We start from the raw sequence: 15,392 nt of genomic DNA, 5'->3' as shown, positions 1-15,392 counted from the left end.
CACGGTCCGAAAAAGCCGGTCAAGGGGGTGCATCACGGATTCCGCACAGCAGAATCAGCACCCGTATCGCCGAGGACAGGCCCTAATCTCCGGCCGAATGAGCGCAGGTATGCTTCAGCGCGTGGAACCCAGGCGCGACAACACCGGCAACCGCAGGGGGCGGCGCTCCCGGGAGGAGATCCTCGAGGTCGCGTCACGCCTGATGGCAGAGCGTGGATTCGCGGCGACCACGCTGTCGGAGCTCAGCCGTGAGTCGGGATTGCCCAAGAGCGCGGTCTACCACCACTTCCGTTCCAAGGGCGGGCTGCTCTCCGCGGTGATGGAGCACGGCGCCTACACGTTCTTCCGGCACATGGCCGAGGCGCAGGCGGATCCCCCGCGCGAGGGCAGCGCACGGGAGCGGCTCGGTTGGTACCTCCGGCGCACCGGGGAGGTCTTCCTCGCCCACCCGGACTTCCTGCGGCTGCATCTGATCCTGGTGATGAACGCCGAGGTGGCGGAGGCGGCGGAGGCCGCGGAGGTCGACCGGATCATCGAACGGGTGCGGCGGGACGGCCGCGCGCTCATGAACCACATGATCGCCGACTCGTTCGCCGAGTACGGCCCGGAGGTCGCGCAGGCCGTGGCCGACCGGCTGGACTACTTCGCCATCGCGGGCTTCGACGGGGCCTTCGTCGCCTGGCAGGCCGACCCTTCCCGCTCGATGGCCGAGGCGATGGACCTGCTCACCGACGCGGTCGCGGCCCTCGGCGAGTCCATCGCCGCGTGCCCGCGCTCCTGACGGCGGGCCGCCCGGCCCGGATCAGCGACGCTCGGCCAGGTCGTCCTCCAGAGCGAGCGCCGCCGTACTCAGGGCCGTGACCAGGGACGGGAGGCGGTGCGAGGCGTAGCGGACGCTGGGCATCGACACCGACAGGCCGGCCAGCGCGGTGCCGTCTCGATCGCGCACCGGCACGCCCACGGCGATCAGACCCCGCTCGGACCGTTCCTTGTTGACGGCGAACCCGTTGCGCCGCAGCCGTGTCAGCTCCGTGCGCAGGCGGTCGAGGTCCGGTCGGTCGGCCGGACGATCGCGGTAGCGCTCGGGGGCGTACACCTCGGCCAGTTCCTCGTCGGAGAGTTCGGCGAGCAGGAGCAGTCCCGCCGTGGTGCGGTGCGCCGGGAACACCATGCCCTCCCGGGAGCCGACCCGCAGGGCCTGCCGGCACTCGACGCTGGCGATGAACCGGGCCGTGTCCCCGGTGCGCACCGTCAGGTTCGCGGTCTCGCCGAGCAGGTCGACGACCCGGTGCAGGTGGGGCATGGCCGCCGCGCGCAGCCGCGAGACCAGGGACTGGGAGTGAGCGGCGAGTTCCAGCACCGGTCCCGCGCGGTAGAGGCGGTCCTCGTCCTGCACGGCGAAGTCCCGGTAGACCAGCATGGCCAGGATCCGGTGGGCGGTGGACCGGGCGACGCCGAGGCGCTCGGCGATCTGCGAGACGGTCGCGCCGCCCTCCATCTGCAGGATGGTCGCCGCCCGCAGCGCATGGTCCACGCTGGCGATCGGGTAGGGCGGCGGTGTCTTCAGCGGCTTGTCCATGGTGCGTCCTCTGATTCTGCCTTCCAGAATCTTCATGTTCTCTCACCAGACGCGGCGCACGCTGATGCCGTGACTGAGACCTCCATCGACCAAGACATCGCCACGGGTTCCCCGGTCCGGCTCCAGGCTGTCGCCGCGGAGGGGCAGCCCGCGGTCACCCCGGCGCTGGAAGGGCTGTACCGGGGCTTCGAGCAGGAACTGCTCGTCCCGCTGTGGACCGAGATCGGCGACCTGATGCCGGCCCACCCGCGGTCGCGCGCCGTGCCGCACCTGTGGCGCTGGGAGCGGCTGCGGCGGCTGGCGGCCCAGGCCGGCGACCTGGTTCCCGTCGGCCGTGGCGGTGAGCGCCGGGCCATCGCGCTGGCCAATCCCTCCCTCGGCGGGAGGCCCTTCGCCACCCCGACGCTGTGGGCGGCCATCCAGTACCTCATGCCCGGTGAGGACGCCCCCGAGCACCGGCACACCCAGCACGCCTTCCGCTTCGTCGTCGAGGGCGAGGGCGTGTGGACGGTCGTCGGGCGCGACCCGGTGCCGATGAACCGCGGCGACTTCCTCCCGCAGGCCGGCTGGAACTGGCACGCCCACCACAACGCCACCGCCGAGCCGATGGCCTGGATCGACGGCCTGGACATCCCCTTCCAGTACGTCACCGAGGCACAGTTCTTCGAGTTCGGGCGCGACGAGATCAGCGACGCCGAGCGGATCACGCCGGAGCGGTCGCGCTCCGAGCGGCTGTGGGGTCACCCCGGTCTGCGCCCGCTGTCGGCCGTCCCGGCCACGCCGGGCAGCCCGCTGCTGTCGTACAAGTGGCAGTACACCGACGCCGCTCTCCGCGATCAGCTCCTGCTGGAGAAGGAGGGCTTCGGCGGCACCGTCGAGCCGGGCCACGCCGCGGTGCGCTACTCCAACCCGCACGACGGCTCCGACGTCCTGCCGACCGTCCGCGCCGAGTTCCACCGCATCGCCCGCGGCACCGAGACCGCGCCGGTGCGCGAGACCGGTTCGTCGGTCTACCAGGTCTTCGACGGCTCCGGCACGGTCACCGTCGGGGAGAAGTCCTGGTCCGTGACGCGCGGCGACCTGTTCGTCGTCCCGTCCTGGGAGCCGTTCTCCGCGAAGTCCGAGGCCGGCGCGACCGACTCCGACTCCGGCGCCCTCGACCTGTTCCGCTTCTCCGACGCGCCCGTCTTCGAGGCGCTCAAGCTCGACCGCACCCAGAAGGACGCCTGACCATGCAGCTCGCCACCATCCGCACCGCCGACGGGACCCGGGCGGTCCGCCTCGACGGCGAGGTCCTCGTCGACCTCGGGTACGCCGACCTGGGAGAACTGTTCGCCGAGGCCGACTGGCAGGCCAAGGCCGCCGCCGCCTCCGGCACCACCCACCCGGTCGAGAGCGCGGACTTCGCGCCGGTCGTCCCCACCCCCTCCAAGGTCATCTGCGTCGGCCACAACTACACCAACCACATCAAGGAGATGGGCCGGGAACTGCCGGACCACCCGACCCTCTTCCCGAAGTTCGCCGACACCCTGCTGGGCGCGAACGACGACATCGTCAAGCCGGCCGAGACCGACGCGCTCGACTGGGAGGTCGAGCTGGCCGTCGTGATCGGCAAGGAGGTGCGCCGCGCCGACGAGCAGCAGGCCGCGGACGCCATCGCCGGCTTCACCGTCATGAACGACATCTCGGTGCGCGACTGGCAGTTCCGCACCATCGAGTGGACCCAGGGCAAGATCTGGGAGGCCACCACCCCGGTCGGCCCCTACGTCGTCACCCCCGACGAGGTCGGCGGCGTCCGCCCCGCGCTCCAGGTCAGGACGGTCGTCGACGGCCAGGTCATGCAGCAGGACGACACCGGCACGCTGCTGTTCGACCCGGTCTTCCTGGTGCGGTACATCTCCACCGTCATCACCCTGCGCCCCGGCGACATCATCGCCACCGGCACCCCGGCCGGCGTCGGCAACGCCCGCAAGCCGCAGGTCTTCCTCCGCCCCGGGCAGACCGTGGTCACCGAGATCTCCGGCCTCGGCACCTGCACCAACAAGGTGGTCGAGGCATGACGGACACCGCACGGACCTTCGCCGACGCGCGCGCGTGGGCCCGCACGGGGACGAAGCTGGTGCTCGACGCCGTCGCGGACCTCGACGAGGCCGGCTTCTCGGCCGACAGCGGGCTGCCCGCATGGAGCCGCAAGCACCTCGCCGCCCATGTCGCCGCGAACGCCGACGCTCTGTGCAATCTCGTGCACTGGGCGGCCACCGGTGAGGAGACGCCGATGTACGCCTCCGCCGAGGAGCGGGCCGCGGGCATCGCCAAGGGGCCGGCCCTGTCGGGCGACCAACTGCGTTCCTGGCTGACCGCCTCCGCGCGCCGGCTCGCCGACGGACTCGACGGGCTCACCGACGAGCAGTGGCAGCATCAGGTCGTCACGGCCCAGGGCCGATCGGTCCCCGCCACCGAGCTGCCGTGGATGCGGGCCCGTGAGGTGTGCGTCCACGCCGTCGACTTCGCCACCGGCACTGCCTTCGCCGACCTGCCGGACGGCTTCCTGACCGCGCTGGTCGACGAGGTCCGCGACAAGCGCGGACTGGCCGATGTGCCCGACGGGCCGCTGCCGCAGGTCGCGGCCTGGCTGACCGGTCGCCCGCACTCGCTCGCCGACGCTCCCGAGCTCGGCCCGTGGCTGTAAAGGAGTTGAGTCATGTCCCATCCTGATGTGATCGTCGTCGGCGGCGGCATCGGCGGCCTCGGCGTTGCGTTCTCGCTGAGCCGCCAGGGCCAGAGTGTCCGCCTGCTGGAGCGTGCCCCGGCCTTCGGCGAGGTCGGCGCCGGCATCCAGCTGGCACCCAACTGCACGCGCATCCTCGACGACTACGGCCTTCTTGCGGAGGCCAAGAGCCTCGGCGTCGTCCCGGACGCCATGGTCATGCGCGACGCCGTCGACGGCGACGAGCTGACCCGGCTCGACCTGCGGGACCTGGAGAAGCGCTACGGCTATCCCTACATGGTCATCCACCGCAGCGACCTGCACGGCCTGCTCCTGCGCGCGTGCGAGCGCGCCGGCGTCGAGCTGGTCACCGAGGCGCAGGTGACCTCGTACGAGAGCACCGGCGACGGCGCCCGCGTGACCCTCGCCTCCGGCGAGACCCACGAGGCGGGCGTCGTGATCGCGGCCGACGGTCTGCACTCCGTCGCCCGCAAGCTGCTCGTCGACGACGAGCCCGTCTCCTCGGCGTACGTCGCCTATCGCGGCACCGTCCCCGCCGAAGTGCCCCGAGTACGGTCCGTCGACCTCAGCGAGGTCGTGGTGTACGTCGGCCCCGCCTGCCACTTCGTCCACTACGGCCTGCGCGGCGGCGAACTGCTCAACCAGGTCGCCGTCTTCGAGTCACCCAAGGCGCTGGCAGGGCAGGAGAACTGGGGCACGCCCGACGAGCTCGACGCCGCCTTCGCCAAGACCTGCGACTTCGTAAGGGACGGCCTGCCGTTCATGTGGCGCGACAAGTGGTGGCGGATGTTCGACCGCAACCCGGTCATGAACTGGGTCCACGGACGGATCGCGCTGCTCGGCGACTCCGCGCACCCGCCGCTGCAGTACATCGCGCAGGGCGCGATCATGGCGATCGAGGACGGCTGGGTGCTGGGCGAGCACGTCGCCCGCAATCGGGCCGCCGACGGCACGGTCGACTGGGGCACCGCCCTCGCCGCCTACGAGGCGGTCCGCCCGGAGCACTGCCGCCGCGTGCTGAGCACCTCCCGCAAGTGGGGCGAGCTGTGGCACCTCGACGGCGTCCCCCGCGAGCAGCGCAACGCACTGCTGCGCACCCGCGACACCTACGACTACTCGTTCGTCGACTGGTTGTACGGCCCGACCGCGCTGACCCCGGACGAGGAGCCGGCCATGTTCACCCCGATCCCGCTGTCCTCGGCGCATGCCGAGGCGCCGCTGAAGGTCGCGGAAGCCAGTGCGGCGTGAGCGACGCCTACCTCCATGCCGCTGTGCGTACCCCGTTCGGCCGCTTGGAGCACTCGACGCGTGGGGTTGCGAGCCCTGCTCGCCCAGTGGCGCATGAAGCTCCTGCCGGCTCCCGGCGTGCCGGTCACTGGACCAGTTCGATGTGGGGGTGGGACGGGGACACCGGGCAGACGTGGAGTTGAAGGCTGGAGCCGCGGGCGATCCCGATCAGGGTGAAGTTCGCGGGCGGGGTGCCGCGGAGCAGTGGAGTCGGGTTCGTCCGCTCCTCCTCGGGGGCCCAGCTGTCGCTGCCGGCGTCCCATTCGAGGGTGGCGATGGTGAGGAGTGGGAGCGCCTCGGTGCCGCACTCCGGACAGCGGCGGGGCATGGGGTCGGACAGGCCCCAGCGGGACCAGCCGCCGGTCTTCCAGCCGGGCGAAGTGGACAGCTCGTTCTCGTAGAACTCCTGCGGAGTGGCGGGGCAGGAGCCGTTCCACCGGCTCGGGTCGCCCAGCTCCTGCCGCAGCTCCTTGTCCAGCTCCATGAAGGCGGGGTACTCCGTGACCTGCTCCGGTGCCAGCAGGCACGGCTCCGGGAGATAGCCCTGGGACTTGATCGCGGGCGGTTCGGGAGGCGCGTCGAGGATGTCGGTTACGGTGCCGGCGGAACGCCAGAAGACCGCGGTGCGGGGGTGGGTCGGGTGGTCGAAGGGGCACCACAGGACCTGGAGGAGGTCGACCCCGGGCGGGCTGAACGGGAGAGTGACGTCACGGGCGTACAGCTGGGCGACAGGGAGCAGGGGGACCGGGTCCTCGGGCCAGGGGCGGCCCTGGAGGATCCGCTTCTCGGTGGCCAGTTCCTCGGGCGTGGGCCGGGAGGCAGGGCTGCCGAGGTGCCGCCGGCTGGCTATCGCCGCGTGGTTACGGCGGAGGAGCCGGATGTCGTCCGGGGACAGAACCCTGCGCGTCGCACCCCTCTCGTGCGGTCCTTCGCAGTGCGGCCACGGTTCGTCGGCGGGCCACAGCAGCGGCCCGCCGACGGAACTGTCGTGCACCGTCGGTGACCCCGGCCGCGGGTGCAGCCGGGTCGCCGTCCGCGCCAGCGGGGCCAGTTGAGGGAAGAGCGCGGTCACGTCGAGCGGCCGCGGTGGGGTGGTGAAACTCATGCTGGCTCCCGAGGGCACGAACAAGGTGGAGAGGGATCAGTTGCCGAGGTTGTGCGCCCCGCCGGTCTGGGTGTTGGGGATGTAGACGCCTTGGAACATTGGTTCGATCGAACCGTCCCCGCGCTCGATCTTGGCGCTCATCGTAACGCCCACCGGAATCGTGCTGTCGGCGCTCAGATAGGTGGGAGTCACCTCGTAGAGGATCGCGTCGTCATCGCTGAACGAGTCCAGCCGCACCTCGTCCCGGATTTGCTCCTCGTACTCCCACATGCTGCCTGCACCGGTGTTCATCCCGACCTGCCAGCAGGGCACGAGGTTCTTCGAGATCCGCCCGCCGAGGATGTTGGCGACAAGGTGACACCGGGCGAGCTGTTCGGTGAGATTGTTCGCGGAGGCGTAGTCGGCCGCGTCCAGCCAGCCGGTGATCTCTCCGCCGGCTTCACTGCCGGGGCCGAGCTGCTTGCCGAGGCAGGCGGTGGCCTTGGTCGCCCGGTAGCCGGCCGCGCTCGTCGGGTTGTTCTTCTGGACGTGCGGAACCGGTTCGACGGTGTTCTTGATCCAGCCGACGCCGGCCGGGCGCGAGTCCTCCGGCGAGATCCCCAGGCACTCCGCGTGCGAGCCGTCGAGCGACGCCGAGAACGTCAGCTTGAACTGGTCGGCGTCGATGACCCGCTGGCTCGCGAACCCGTCGGCGAGCTGGGTGTCGGCGAACTGCTTGTCGGCGGCGGCGACATGGGCGCGCACACAGCGCTGCGAGGTGTCGAGGCTCGAACCGCCGTTGAGCTCGAAGATGATCCATCCGCCGCTGCCCCAGTGCGGGATGAGCTCGGCGCACTGGGCACCGTCCCGTCCGCCTTCCTTGGTCTCCGCGAACGGGAACTGGGCGCAGGTGTCGGTCGGTATGAGGTCGGTGGCGTCCGCGAAGGGCTCCGAGGAGCCGCTTCCGCAGGTGCTGCTCGTACGGTCGGCCACGCCGCTCGTCGACCGGGTCAGCGGGGTGTTGAGGCCCCAGCGGTCGGTGAGGTTCTTCTGGGCCCACAGATACGCCGCCACCGCGCCGCCCTGATCCGAGCCCTGCGTGCTCATCGACAGCTCGGGCATGACCGACGGAACAGCACAACCCGCCACCGAGCTGCCGCCGACCGCGTCGTCGCACCTGATCTCACGCGGGTTGTTCCACGACGCGTTCGGGTCGACCGCCACCGCGCCCGGGGACGTCACGTACATCGCGTAGGACGTGTAGAAGGAGGCGGAGGAGCCCGTCGTCTGCGGCGAGGAGTAGGTGACGGTTCCGGTCAGGGTCTGGCCGAGGGTGATGTTGCCGCCGTACCAGGGGGCCGTCTTGGTGGCCCTGCAGCCCGTGCCGCAGGAGACGCGGAACTTGGCGTCCAGCGCGGTGACGTCGCCACTGGCGCTGGTCATGGTGGCGGAGACCTGCTCGCTCCAGGTCGTGGCCGTCGCGGAGAGGTCGGCGCTGGTGGCGACCGCCAAGGTGCCGCGTCCGATCTCCCGACCGTTGCTGTCGCGGAGGATGTAGGTGACGTTGATGCCGCTCACGCAGTACGAGAAGCGCTCGTAGCTGTAGCTGCCGGGGCTGGTGATGCCGCAGCTGCTGGCGGCGGCGGTGGAAGCGGCGGCGGTGGCGGCGAAACCGGTGCGGGTCTGCGCCTTCGCGGGGGCGGGGGTGACCGTCACACAGGACTCGACGGCACCCGCGCGGCGCTCCTTGGAGCCCGGCGCGGTGGGGGTGCAGTCCTCACCGGAGCCGGCCGCGAACTTGCTGGTCTTGCTGGTCTTGCCGCTCTTGGTGGTCTTCGCGCTGGCCGCTGCGGACTTGGTGGTGGACGAGGCCTTCGCCGTCGCGGGCGGCTCGGCCGCCTGGCTCGTCGCGGCCGTCGTGAGGACGAGGGTCAGGGCGGTGAGGACGGTCAGGACCGTCGAGCGGGCGCGTCTCTTTGTGGCGCGCCCGCCATGTATTCCATGCACGGGGGCAGGACCTTTCCGTGGAAGAGGGGGACAGGGGGCGCCGCCTGACTGCGGCGCCCCCGGGAGAGAGAACGGGCGGGATCAGGCCGCCAGGCCCCAGTCGCTGAGGCCCTTCGTGATGCCGGAGACCAGGTCCTCGCCGACGTCTGTGATCTTGCCGACGACGGGCTTGACGAGGCCGCCGCCGAGCGCCTTGTCGGCGGCGCCGACCCACTTGTAGGCGCCGAAGGAGACCAGGCTCAGGCCGGTGCCGGCGGCCGACTCCCAGAAGGCGCTGCTGGTGAAGCCGTGCTCGATGCCCGTGAAGAGGGTGCCGAGGGCGCCCGCGCCCGCGGAGACCCCGGCGAAGAAGCCGGCCGCGGCGAGGGCCGGCGGGAAGACGGTGGCGGCGAGGGCGCAGCCGGCCGCCAGGAACCCGGCGCCGATGCTGATCGTGTTGGCGGCGTCGGCGTAGAACTGGGCGTCGTTCCACCACTCGTCGGCGTCGCCGTCCGCGGTGCCGTTCGGGTTGACCTGGTTGTTCTTGTCGTTGTTGGCCGGGTCCTCCCCGATCGCGCGCTGCCGCTGGGCCTCGAGCGCGGCCGCCTTGGCCCTCGCGATGTCCTCGGCCCGCTTCTTGTCGGCGGCGATCTTCTTGGCCTGGACGTACGCGGCGGCGGCTGCCTTCGCGTCGGCGGAGGCGGCGAGCTCGGAGGCGCGGGCCGCGGCGGCGGAGCGCTGGGCCGCGGCGGAGGAGGCGATGGCCGCGCGCGCCGAGTCGACGGCCTTGTTGGCCGAGTAGTTGGCAGAGCGGGCGGCGCTGCGGGCGGTGGCGGCGGCGTTCTTCGCCTTGGTGGCGGAGGCCTGGGCGTCGGCGGCCGACTTGTCGGCGGCGTCGGCGTTGTCCCGCGCCTGCTGGGCGTAGTCGTCGGCCTTGGCGGCGGAGTCCAGCGCCTTCTGCGCCCACTCCTGGGCCTCGGCGGCGGCGTTGCGGGCGTCGGCGGCGGCCTTCGAGGCGACGGCCGCGTCCTCCTGCGCCTTCTCCGCGATCTTCGCGGCGGCGGCGATGGCCCCGCGGATGGCGGCGACGTGGGTGGCGGTGTCGAAGTCGAGCTGGGCCGTGCGGTACTGGACCATGGTGATGAAGTTGCGCAGCATCCACGCCGGTCCTTCGAGCGCGACCTGCGCGTAGGCCTTGGTGAAGGCGCCCGCGGTGTTGATCAGTTGGTTGGCCCGGACCCGGTCGTCCTCCTGGACGGCCAGCGGGTAGTCGTGGTCGAAGAAGTAGTTGAGGGATTCGGTGGTGTTCTCGTCGAGCGCCTTGTTGCCGGCCTTGGTGACGGCCGCGCCTGCGTCATCGCCGAGGATCTTGGTGATGGCGACGCGCAGGTCCTCGTCCGAGGCGCGCTTCATGCCGCTGGTGAGGAAGTCGCCGATGGCCTTGGAGTCGGTGCTCTCCAGCGCGGCCGCGGCGGCCGCGGCGACCTGCGGTCCGCCGACCGTCGCCACGTGGAGGGTGGTCTCGCGGTCGTCCTGCTCCTGGGCGAGGGCCCGGTCGAGGTCGATCCAGGCGTAGACGTCGTCGTCCGAGCCGGCGAGGGCGTGCTGGGCGGCCTGCCGGGTGTTGGCCCCTCGGGCGTCCATCAGGGCGATCGCGGCCTGCCGGCCCAGGGTCGCGGCGGCCGACATGTCGCCGGAGTACAGGGCTTCTTCGGCCTTGGAGATGAGGTCCTTGGTCGCTTGGGTGGTGCGCTCCTCCATCAGCCGCTTCTCGCGGACGTCGGAGAGCTCGGCCTGCTCGATGGCGGCGAGCTGCTGGGCCTCCTCGATGGCCTGCTGCTTGTCCTGCTCCAGGGTCTGTGCCTCGGCAGCGCGGGCGTTCTTCTCCACCTCGATGGCGTCGGTGACGGCCTGGGTGGCGACGTTCGCGGCCTTCACGGCCTCCGAGGCGTGGGCGGTCGACTTGTTGGCGTAGTCGACGGCCTGCCCCGCGTACTTCACGGCCTCCTCGGCGGCGTCCGCGGCCTTGTCGGCGTGGTCGGCGGCGGAGTTGGCGGCGTCGCGGGCGGTGCGGGCCGCCTTGGCGGAGGCGGTCGCCAGTGCCTGGGCGGCGGAGGCGGCGTTGGTGGCGCGGTTGGCGGCACTGGTGGCGATGGCGGCCTGGCGCTTGGCCTCGGCGGCCTCCGCCTGGGCGGCACCGGCGGAGACGGCGGCCTGGGCGGCGGCCTGGGCGGCGGCGGCCGAGTTGCGGGCGGCGGAGGCGGCGGCCAGGCCGGCGTTCGAGGACGCGTCGCCGGCGAGGGCGGCCTTGGCGGCAGCGGCGGCGGCGCTGCGGGCCTTGGCGGCGGCGTTGCGGGCGGCGACCGCGGCGTTCTTGGCGGCCTCCGCCTTGCCGGCGTCCTTGGACGCGGCGATCGCGGCGTTGTAGGCGGTGGCGGCGGCGTTGCCGGCCTTCGCGGCGGCCTGGGCGGCGCCCACGGCGGCCCAGGAGGCGCGGCGGGAGGCCTGCACGGCGGCGTTGGAGGCGTTGACGGCGTTGCGGGCGGCGTCGGCCGCGCCCTTCGCCGCGCTCGCCGCCTTGCGGGCCGCGGCCCCCGACTTCTGCACGTCGCTCTGGGCGGCGGCGGCCTCGGCGGCGGCCTTCTCGGCGGCCTCCTTGGCCTTGGTGGCGGCGGTCTCGGCGCGGGCCCCGGCCTCGACGGCCAGGTTCGTCTCGCGCTCGGCGCGCTTGCCCTCGCGCTCGACGACGGCCACCAGTTCCTCGATGGTCGCCGACTCCTGGTCGCGGGCGCGTGCGATGTGCTGGCCGGTCTCGATGAACCACTCGACCTCGTTCGCGGTGCCGCTGAGCGCGCGGTCCGCGTACTTCTGCACCTCCGGGCCGCCCGTCGCCAGCATGGCGGCGACCTGGACCCGGGTGTCCTCCAGCCGCGCGTCGTACTGCTTGTCGGCGAGGAAGGTGATGAGGGCCTGCTCGGTGCCGGCGTCGAGGGCGGCGTTGGCCGCGCGCACCACGCCCTTGCCGCCGGTGGACGAGACGATGGTGGTGGCGACCTGGAGGTCCTCCCGGATGGCGGGGGCGAAGCCCGCCGAGAGGAAGCCGGCTATCGATGCGTCGCCGTTGTCCAGGGCGGCGACGGCCTCGCGGCGCAGGCCCTTGCCCGCACGGTCCAGGCTGCGGATGATCGCGACCCGGTTGTCCTGCACGGTCTGCTGCGGCAGCGTCTCGGCGAGGAAGGTCTGGATCTCGGTGTCGGTCCCGGAGAGGGCCGTGGTGGCGGCGGCCTTGACGCCCTTGCCGCCGGTCAGCCATGCGCGGACGGCCTTGGCGCGCTCGGTGTCCGGCAGCGGCACCGGGTCGGAGCCTGCTGTCTCGGCGGCCGCCGCGGTGGCCGGCCGCAGGATCGAGGGGGTGGCGGCGACGGCGGTCGTGGCCGCGAGCGCACCGAGGACGCGGCGTCTGCTCCAGAAAGCTGCCTGCATACGGGGCTTGCCCTTCTACGAGTAATGCGGTGACGTGTCGGATTTCGCGCCACGACGGACGGCGGATCCGTGGATCCGACGCCCGTCGCAATTCGTCAACACTATCAACTCGTAGAAAGTTTGCGGAAGTTTGACCTGTCGAGCTCCGAACAGCACGCTGGACGTGCAGATTTGACGGGTCGGCACATCCTTTCACAAATCGCGACGCCAGCCCAAACGACATTCTCTCTGCGTGACCCAGGTCACGGAAAGCTTGCTTCCAATGTCCAGGTATGAGCAGTTCAGGGCGCTGGGCGCGGTGCTTTGCCGTGCCGGGAAGCCAGGGCCGACGGTGATCACCGGGGCTCGAAGTAGTGCGTCGCGGAGGCGCGCCAATGGTGTGCAAGGGGGGGAAGGGGGGCTTTCATTCCGCGTGTGCGGCTTCCTCTGTTTGTGACCGGTTTCGCGACCGTGGTTTTCAAGCCAGGGCGGCGGCTGAGGAATTGGGGATGCAATGAAGGAAATCGGCGCCAACGTCGGAAAGTCGCGGAGAATGCGGCTCACGGTACGGGTACTCGACGCCACCGCCGGCGGCGCGCCGGCCGCCGGGCCGACAAGATCCTGGCGGAGCAGAACAGCGTCCTGAAGCGAGGTGACCGCCCAGGCTGACCGGCCCGTGGTGGTGGAGAGCGGGCCCACCTCCACCGTGCACCAGCCTGCTCCCACCGCCTGCGACCAGGCCGCCGGGTCAGCCGGGCATGGGGTGAGGCGCCCGGGCGAACTGCTCCACGACGGCGGCGCAGAAAGCAGGCAGGTCGGCCGGGCCGCGGCTGGTGACCACCTGCCCGTCGACGACCACCTCCTGGTCGGCGACGACCTCCGCGCCGGCGTTGCGAAGGTCGGTGCGGATGCTGGGCCAGGACGTCAGGCGGCGGCCGCGCACGGCGTCGGCTTCCGCCAGGGGCCACGGGCCGTGGCAGATCGATGCGACCGGTTTCCCGCCGGCCATGAAGTCCTTGACGAACCGCACCGCGTCGCGGTCCATGCGCAGTTGGTCAGGGTTCATGGTGCCGCCGGGCAGGAGCAGGGCGTGGTAGTCGTCGACGGAGGCGTCGGCGACCAGTCGGTCCGCCGGGAAGGTTCCGGCCGCGTTGAGGTCGAACTGGCGGGCCTGGATCTCGCCGTGGTGGAGCGAGACGATCTCGGTCCTCGCCCCTGCGCCCTGCAGCGCGCCGCGCCGCTGGTCGAGTTCCACGCGCTCGACGCCGTCGGTGGCCAGAATCCCCACCCGCATCCCCCGGAGTTCCTGTGTCAGGGTACGGCTCCCCTCACGAGTCGCTGGTTCTCAGGACGCGAGCGGTCGGGACACCCAGCAGGGCCCGTCGTCCAGCCGTCGTCGCGGGCGCCGAAATACTGGTGTCCGTGTATCCGTCCGCTGCCTTGTTGAGTACGAGTTCGTGGGCGACGATCCGGGGCGGCTCGGCCTTCCCGGCCTGAGACGAGCCGGCGCCATGCACCGGGGCGCGACTGCTACAGCAGCCGGTCGAACACCGCTGTAACGAGGGGAGAGTGTGCGGCGAGCTGTTCCAGGATCGGCTTCAGCTCGACCTCCTCGTCGAGCCGCCGGAACCGATGGATGCTCTCCTGGAGGCCCTCGGTGATCGGTAGATCCCACGGTTCGACGGGGTCCCTGCCGTTGGCCTTGGCCGACGCCTGGCCGACGACCAGGAGGTCGTAGAGCTTGGCGTCGACGAAATCGCCGTACCGCTTCAGGTCGTTCCTGTCCACGTCGAGGCTTGCGGCGGCGCGGAAGAACCTCTCGAACTTCGACACACCCATCACGGTCAGTCCTCTCGCCTCCTCACCGGGAACGGACGGCGCCGTTCGCTCCCGCCCGCGCCGCTATCGTGCGCGATCCCGCAGCGCGACGACCACCGACACAACGGCGCCGCAGGAGAGGACCGCCGCGAAGCCGATCATCGCGGTCTGCACGGCGAAGTGCCGCAGAGCGATGCTGAACAGGACGGAGGGCAGGCCCATTCCCAGGTATGCGACGACGAAGAACACGGCGAGGACCCCCGCGCGTGAGGCGGGCTCGGCCACTGAACCGGCACGTTCGACTCCTCCCTTGAAGAGCAGCCCGGAGCCGGCTCCCGACAGGGACACGGCGACCAGGTAGAGCCAGAGGGCGGGGTGGTAGAGGGCGACGGCGCACAGGACCAGCCCGACCGGAAAGACCACTGCCCCAACGGTCAGGACCCGGGGCAGTGGGAGGCGGCCCAGCACCAGTTGGGCGGCCGCCGCGGAACCGAACATGAGGAAGGCCGCCAGGCCGACCACGAGGTGCGAGTCGCTGTGCAGGGTGCCGTGGAGCACGCTCGCCCCGAGGGAGGAGATCAGGCCGAGGATCGCGAAGGCGAAGGCGCCCAGCGCGCCGGCCGCGCCGAACGCCCGCCGGCCGCCGGGGCGCAGGACGAACCTGCTGGGCGGTTGGGCCGCGGGCAACTCCAGGTCCACGGTCTCCGGGGTGCACAGCACCAGGGCCAGGCACACCGCCATGGCGAGTGTGAAGATCGCCTGGGTGGTGATCAGGGGCGTGGGAAGCCACTCGGCGGCGGCTCCGGCGACCAGGGGCCCTGAGGCCAGGCCGCCGAGGTTGGCGGCGGTGGCCACGATGCCGGGCAGCACCGAACCTGTCCGTTCCGGACGTGCCTCGTGGTGGAGGTCGTGCAGGTACGTCGTCGCGGTCGAGGCCATCAGCCCCAGTCCGACACCGTTCAGGATCCTGCCCGCTATCAGCCCCGGCAGGTCCCGCCACACGATCAGCACGACCGACGCGACGATGCCGACCAGCAGCGCCGGGACGATGATGCGCCGCCGGCCGAGCCGGTCCGACAGGTGTCCCAGCCCGAGGAAGGCGGCTGCTGCGCCCACGACCATCGAGGCGTACGCCACCGTGACCGTGGTCGCGCCGAAGTGGTCTCGGGCCTCGTACAGCGGCCACAGCGGAGTCGGCGCGGTACCGAAGGCCATCAGCACGGTGAAGGCCACCGCCACGATCCAGAAGCCGGTCGCGTGCGAGGCGCGGCGCCGGGCGGGGGCGCGGGGCGGCAGGTCGTCGGGAGCGGGCGCGGGGATTCGGTGGGTCGGGTTGTCGGGAGCGTCGGCTGTGGGACGGCTCAACGGCGTCGGTACGGCAGGCAGGAGTACCCCTCCTCGGGCGGAAGTGGATGGCGTTTCTCCATCCTCCTCACCAGCCAGAATCA

The 15,392-nt window shown here is 71.7% G+C and carries 12 protein-coding genes; 5 read left to right on the top strand and 7 right to left on the bottom strand.

Annotated elements, in window-relative coordinates; translation table 11 throughout:
* The first annotated feature begins 121 nt into the window (after nucleotides 1–121).
* Nucleotides 122–781: a TetR/AcrR family transcriptional regulator gene (locus tag IE318_RS20680; protein ID WP_229903630.1), complete on the top strand. Its 660-nt coding sequence runs from the start codon at nucleotides 122–124 to the stop codon at nucleotides 779–781.
* 21 nt (nucleotides 782–802) lie between these two features.
* Here IE318_RS20680 and IE318_RS20675 read toward each other — a convergent pair whose 3' ends face one another.
* Nucleotides 803–1,579, bottom strand: coding sequence for an IclR family transcriptional regulator (locus IE318_RS20675; RefSeq protein WP_189902455.1), 777 nt, complete (start codon nucleotides 1,577–1,579; stop codon nucleotides 803–805).
* 69 nt (nucleotides 1,580–1,648) lie between these two features.
* Here IE318_RS20675 and IE318_RS20670 point away from each other — a divergent pair, with 69 nt between their 5' ends.
* From IE318_RS20670 to IE318_RS20655, 4 genes are read left to right on the top strand one after another with little or no spacing between them, the layout of a single operon-like run.
* The gene (locus IE318_RS20670; RefSeq protein ID WP_189902454.1) at nucleotides 1,649–2,809 is read left to right on the top strand and encodes a cupin domain-containing protein; all 1,161 of its coding nucleotides are present in this window, start codon (nucleotides 1,649–1,651) and stop codon (nucleotides 2,807–2,809) included.
* A gap of 2 nt (nucleotides 2,810–2,811) precedes the next feature.
* Nucleotides 2,812–3,639: a fumarylacetoacetate hydrolase family protein gene (locus tag IE318_RS20665; RefSeq protein WP_189902451.1), complete on the top strand. Its 828-nt coding sequence runs from the start codon at nucleotides 2,812–2,814 to the stop codon at nucleotides 3,637–3,639.
* Complete coding sequence (locus tag IE318_RS20660; protein ID WP_189902449.1) at nucleotides 3,636–4,268, top strand: maleylpyruvate isomerase family mycothiol-dependent enzyme; 633 nt, start codon at nucleotides 3,636–3,638, stop codon at nucleotides 4,266–4,268. Before IE318_RS20665 ends, IE318_RS20660 begins: the two co-directional genes overlap by 4 nt.
* A gap of 27 nt (nucleotides 4,269–4,295) precedes the next feature.
* Nucleotides 4,296–5,555, top strand: coding sequence for an FAD-dependent oxidoreductase (locus tag IE318_RS20655; RefSeq protein WP_189902555.1), 1,260 nt, complete (start codon nucleotides 4,296–4,298; stop codon nucleotides 5,553–5,555).
* Between the two features lie 124 nt (nucleotides 5,556–5,679).
* Here IE318_RS20655 and IE318_RS20650 read toward each other — a convergent pair whose 3' ends face one another.
* The 6 genes from IE318_RS20650 to IE318_RS20625 all read right to left on the bottom strand — a co-directional run bounded on the left by IE318_RS20650 (nucleotide 5,680) and on the right by IE318_RS20625 (nucleotide 15,309).
* On the bottom strand, nucleotides 5,680–6,699 hold the full coding sequence (locus IE318_RS20650) for a hypothetical protein (protein WP_189902447.1): 1,020 nt from the start codon (nucleotides 6,697–6,699) through the stop codon (nucleotides 5,680–5,682).
* Nucleotides 6,700–6,735: 36 nt separating this feature from the next.
* Complete coding sequence (locus tag IE318_RS20645) at nucleotides 6,736–8,685, bottom strand: DNA/RNA non-specific endonuclease (RefSeq protein ID WP_189902445.1); 1,950 nt, start codon at nucleotides 8,683–8,685, stop codon at nucleotides 6,736–6,738.
* A gap of 81 nt (nucleotides 8,686–8,766) precedes the next feature.
* Complete coding sequence (locus tag IE318_RS20640) at nucleotides 8,767–12,147, bottom strand: ALF repeat-containing protein (protein ID WP_189902442.1); 3,381 nt, start codon at nucleotides 12,145–12,147, stop codon at nucleotides 8,767–8,769.
* A gap of 727 nt (nucleotides 12,148–12,874) precedes the next feature.
* The gene (locus tag IE318_RS20635; RefSeq protein ID WP_189902553.1) at nucleotides 12,875–13,441 is read right to left on the bottom strand and encodes a type 1 glutamine amidotransferase domain-containing protein; all 567 of its coding nucleotides are present in this window, start codon (nucleotides 13,439–13,441) and stop codon (nucleotides 12,875–12,877) included.
* Between the two features lie 215 nt (nucleotides 13,442–13,656).
* A complete protein-coding gene (locus IE318_RS20630) occupies nucleotides 13,657–13,965 on the bottom strand; it encodes a DUF1931 family protein (RefSeq protein ID WP_229903629.1) in 309 nt (102 codons plus the stop codon).
* 63 nt (nucleotides 13,966–14,028) lie between these two features.
* Nucleotides 14,029–15,309 carry an MFS transporter gene (locus tag IE318_RS20625; protein WP_229903628.1) on the bottom strand — a complete coding sequence of 427 codons (1,281 nt, stop codon included), beginning with the start codon at nucleotides 15,307–15,309 and terminating at the stop codon, nucleotides 14,029–14,031.
* Between the last annotated feature and the right edge of the window lie 83 nt (nucleotides 15,310–15,392).

It is taken from the genome of Streptomyces spiralis, assembly GCF_014654675.1.
Taxonomy (GTDB): domain Bacteria; phylum Actinomycetota; class Actinomycetes; order Streptomycetales; family Streptomycetaceae; genus Streptomyces; species Streptomyces spiralis.
The sequence above is the reverse complement of the archived record's forward strand: the minus strand, read 5'-3'. Positions and strand labels throughout refer to the sequence as shown.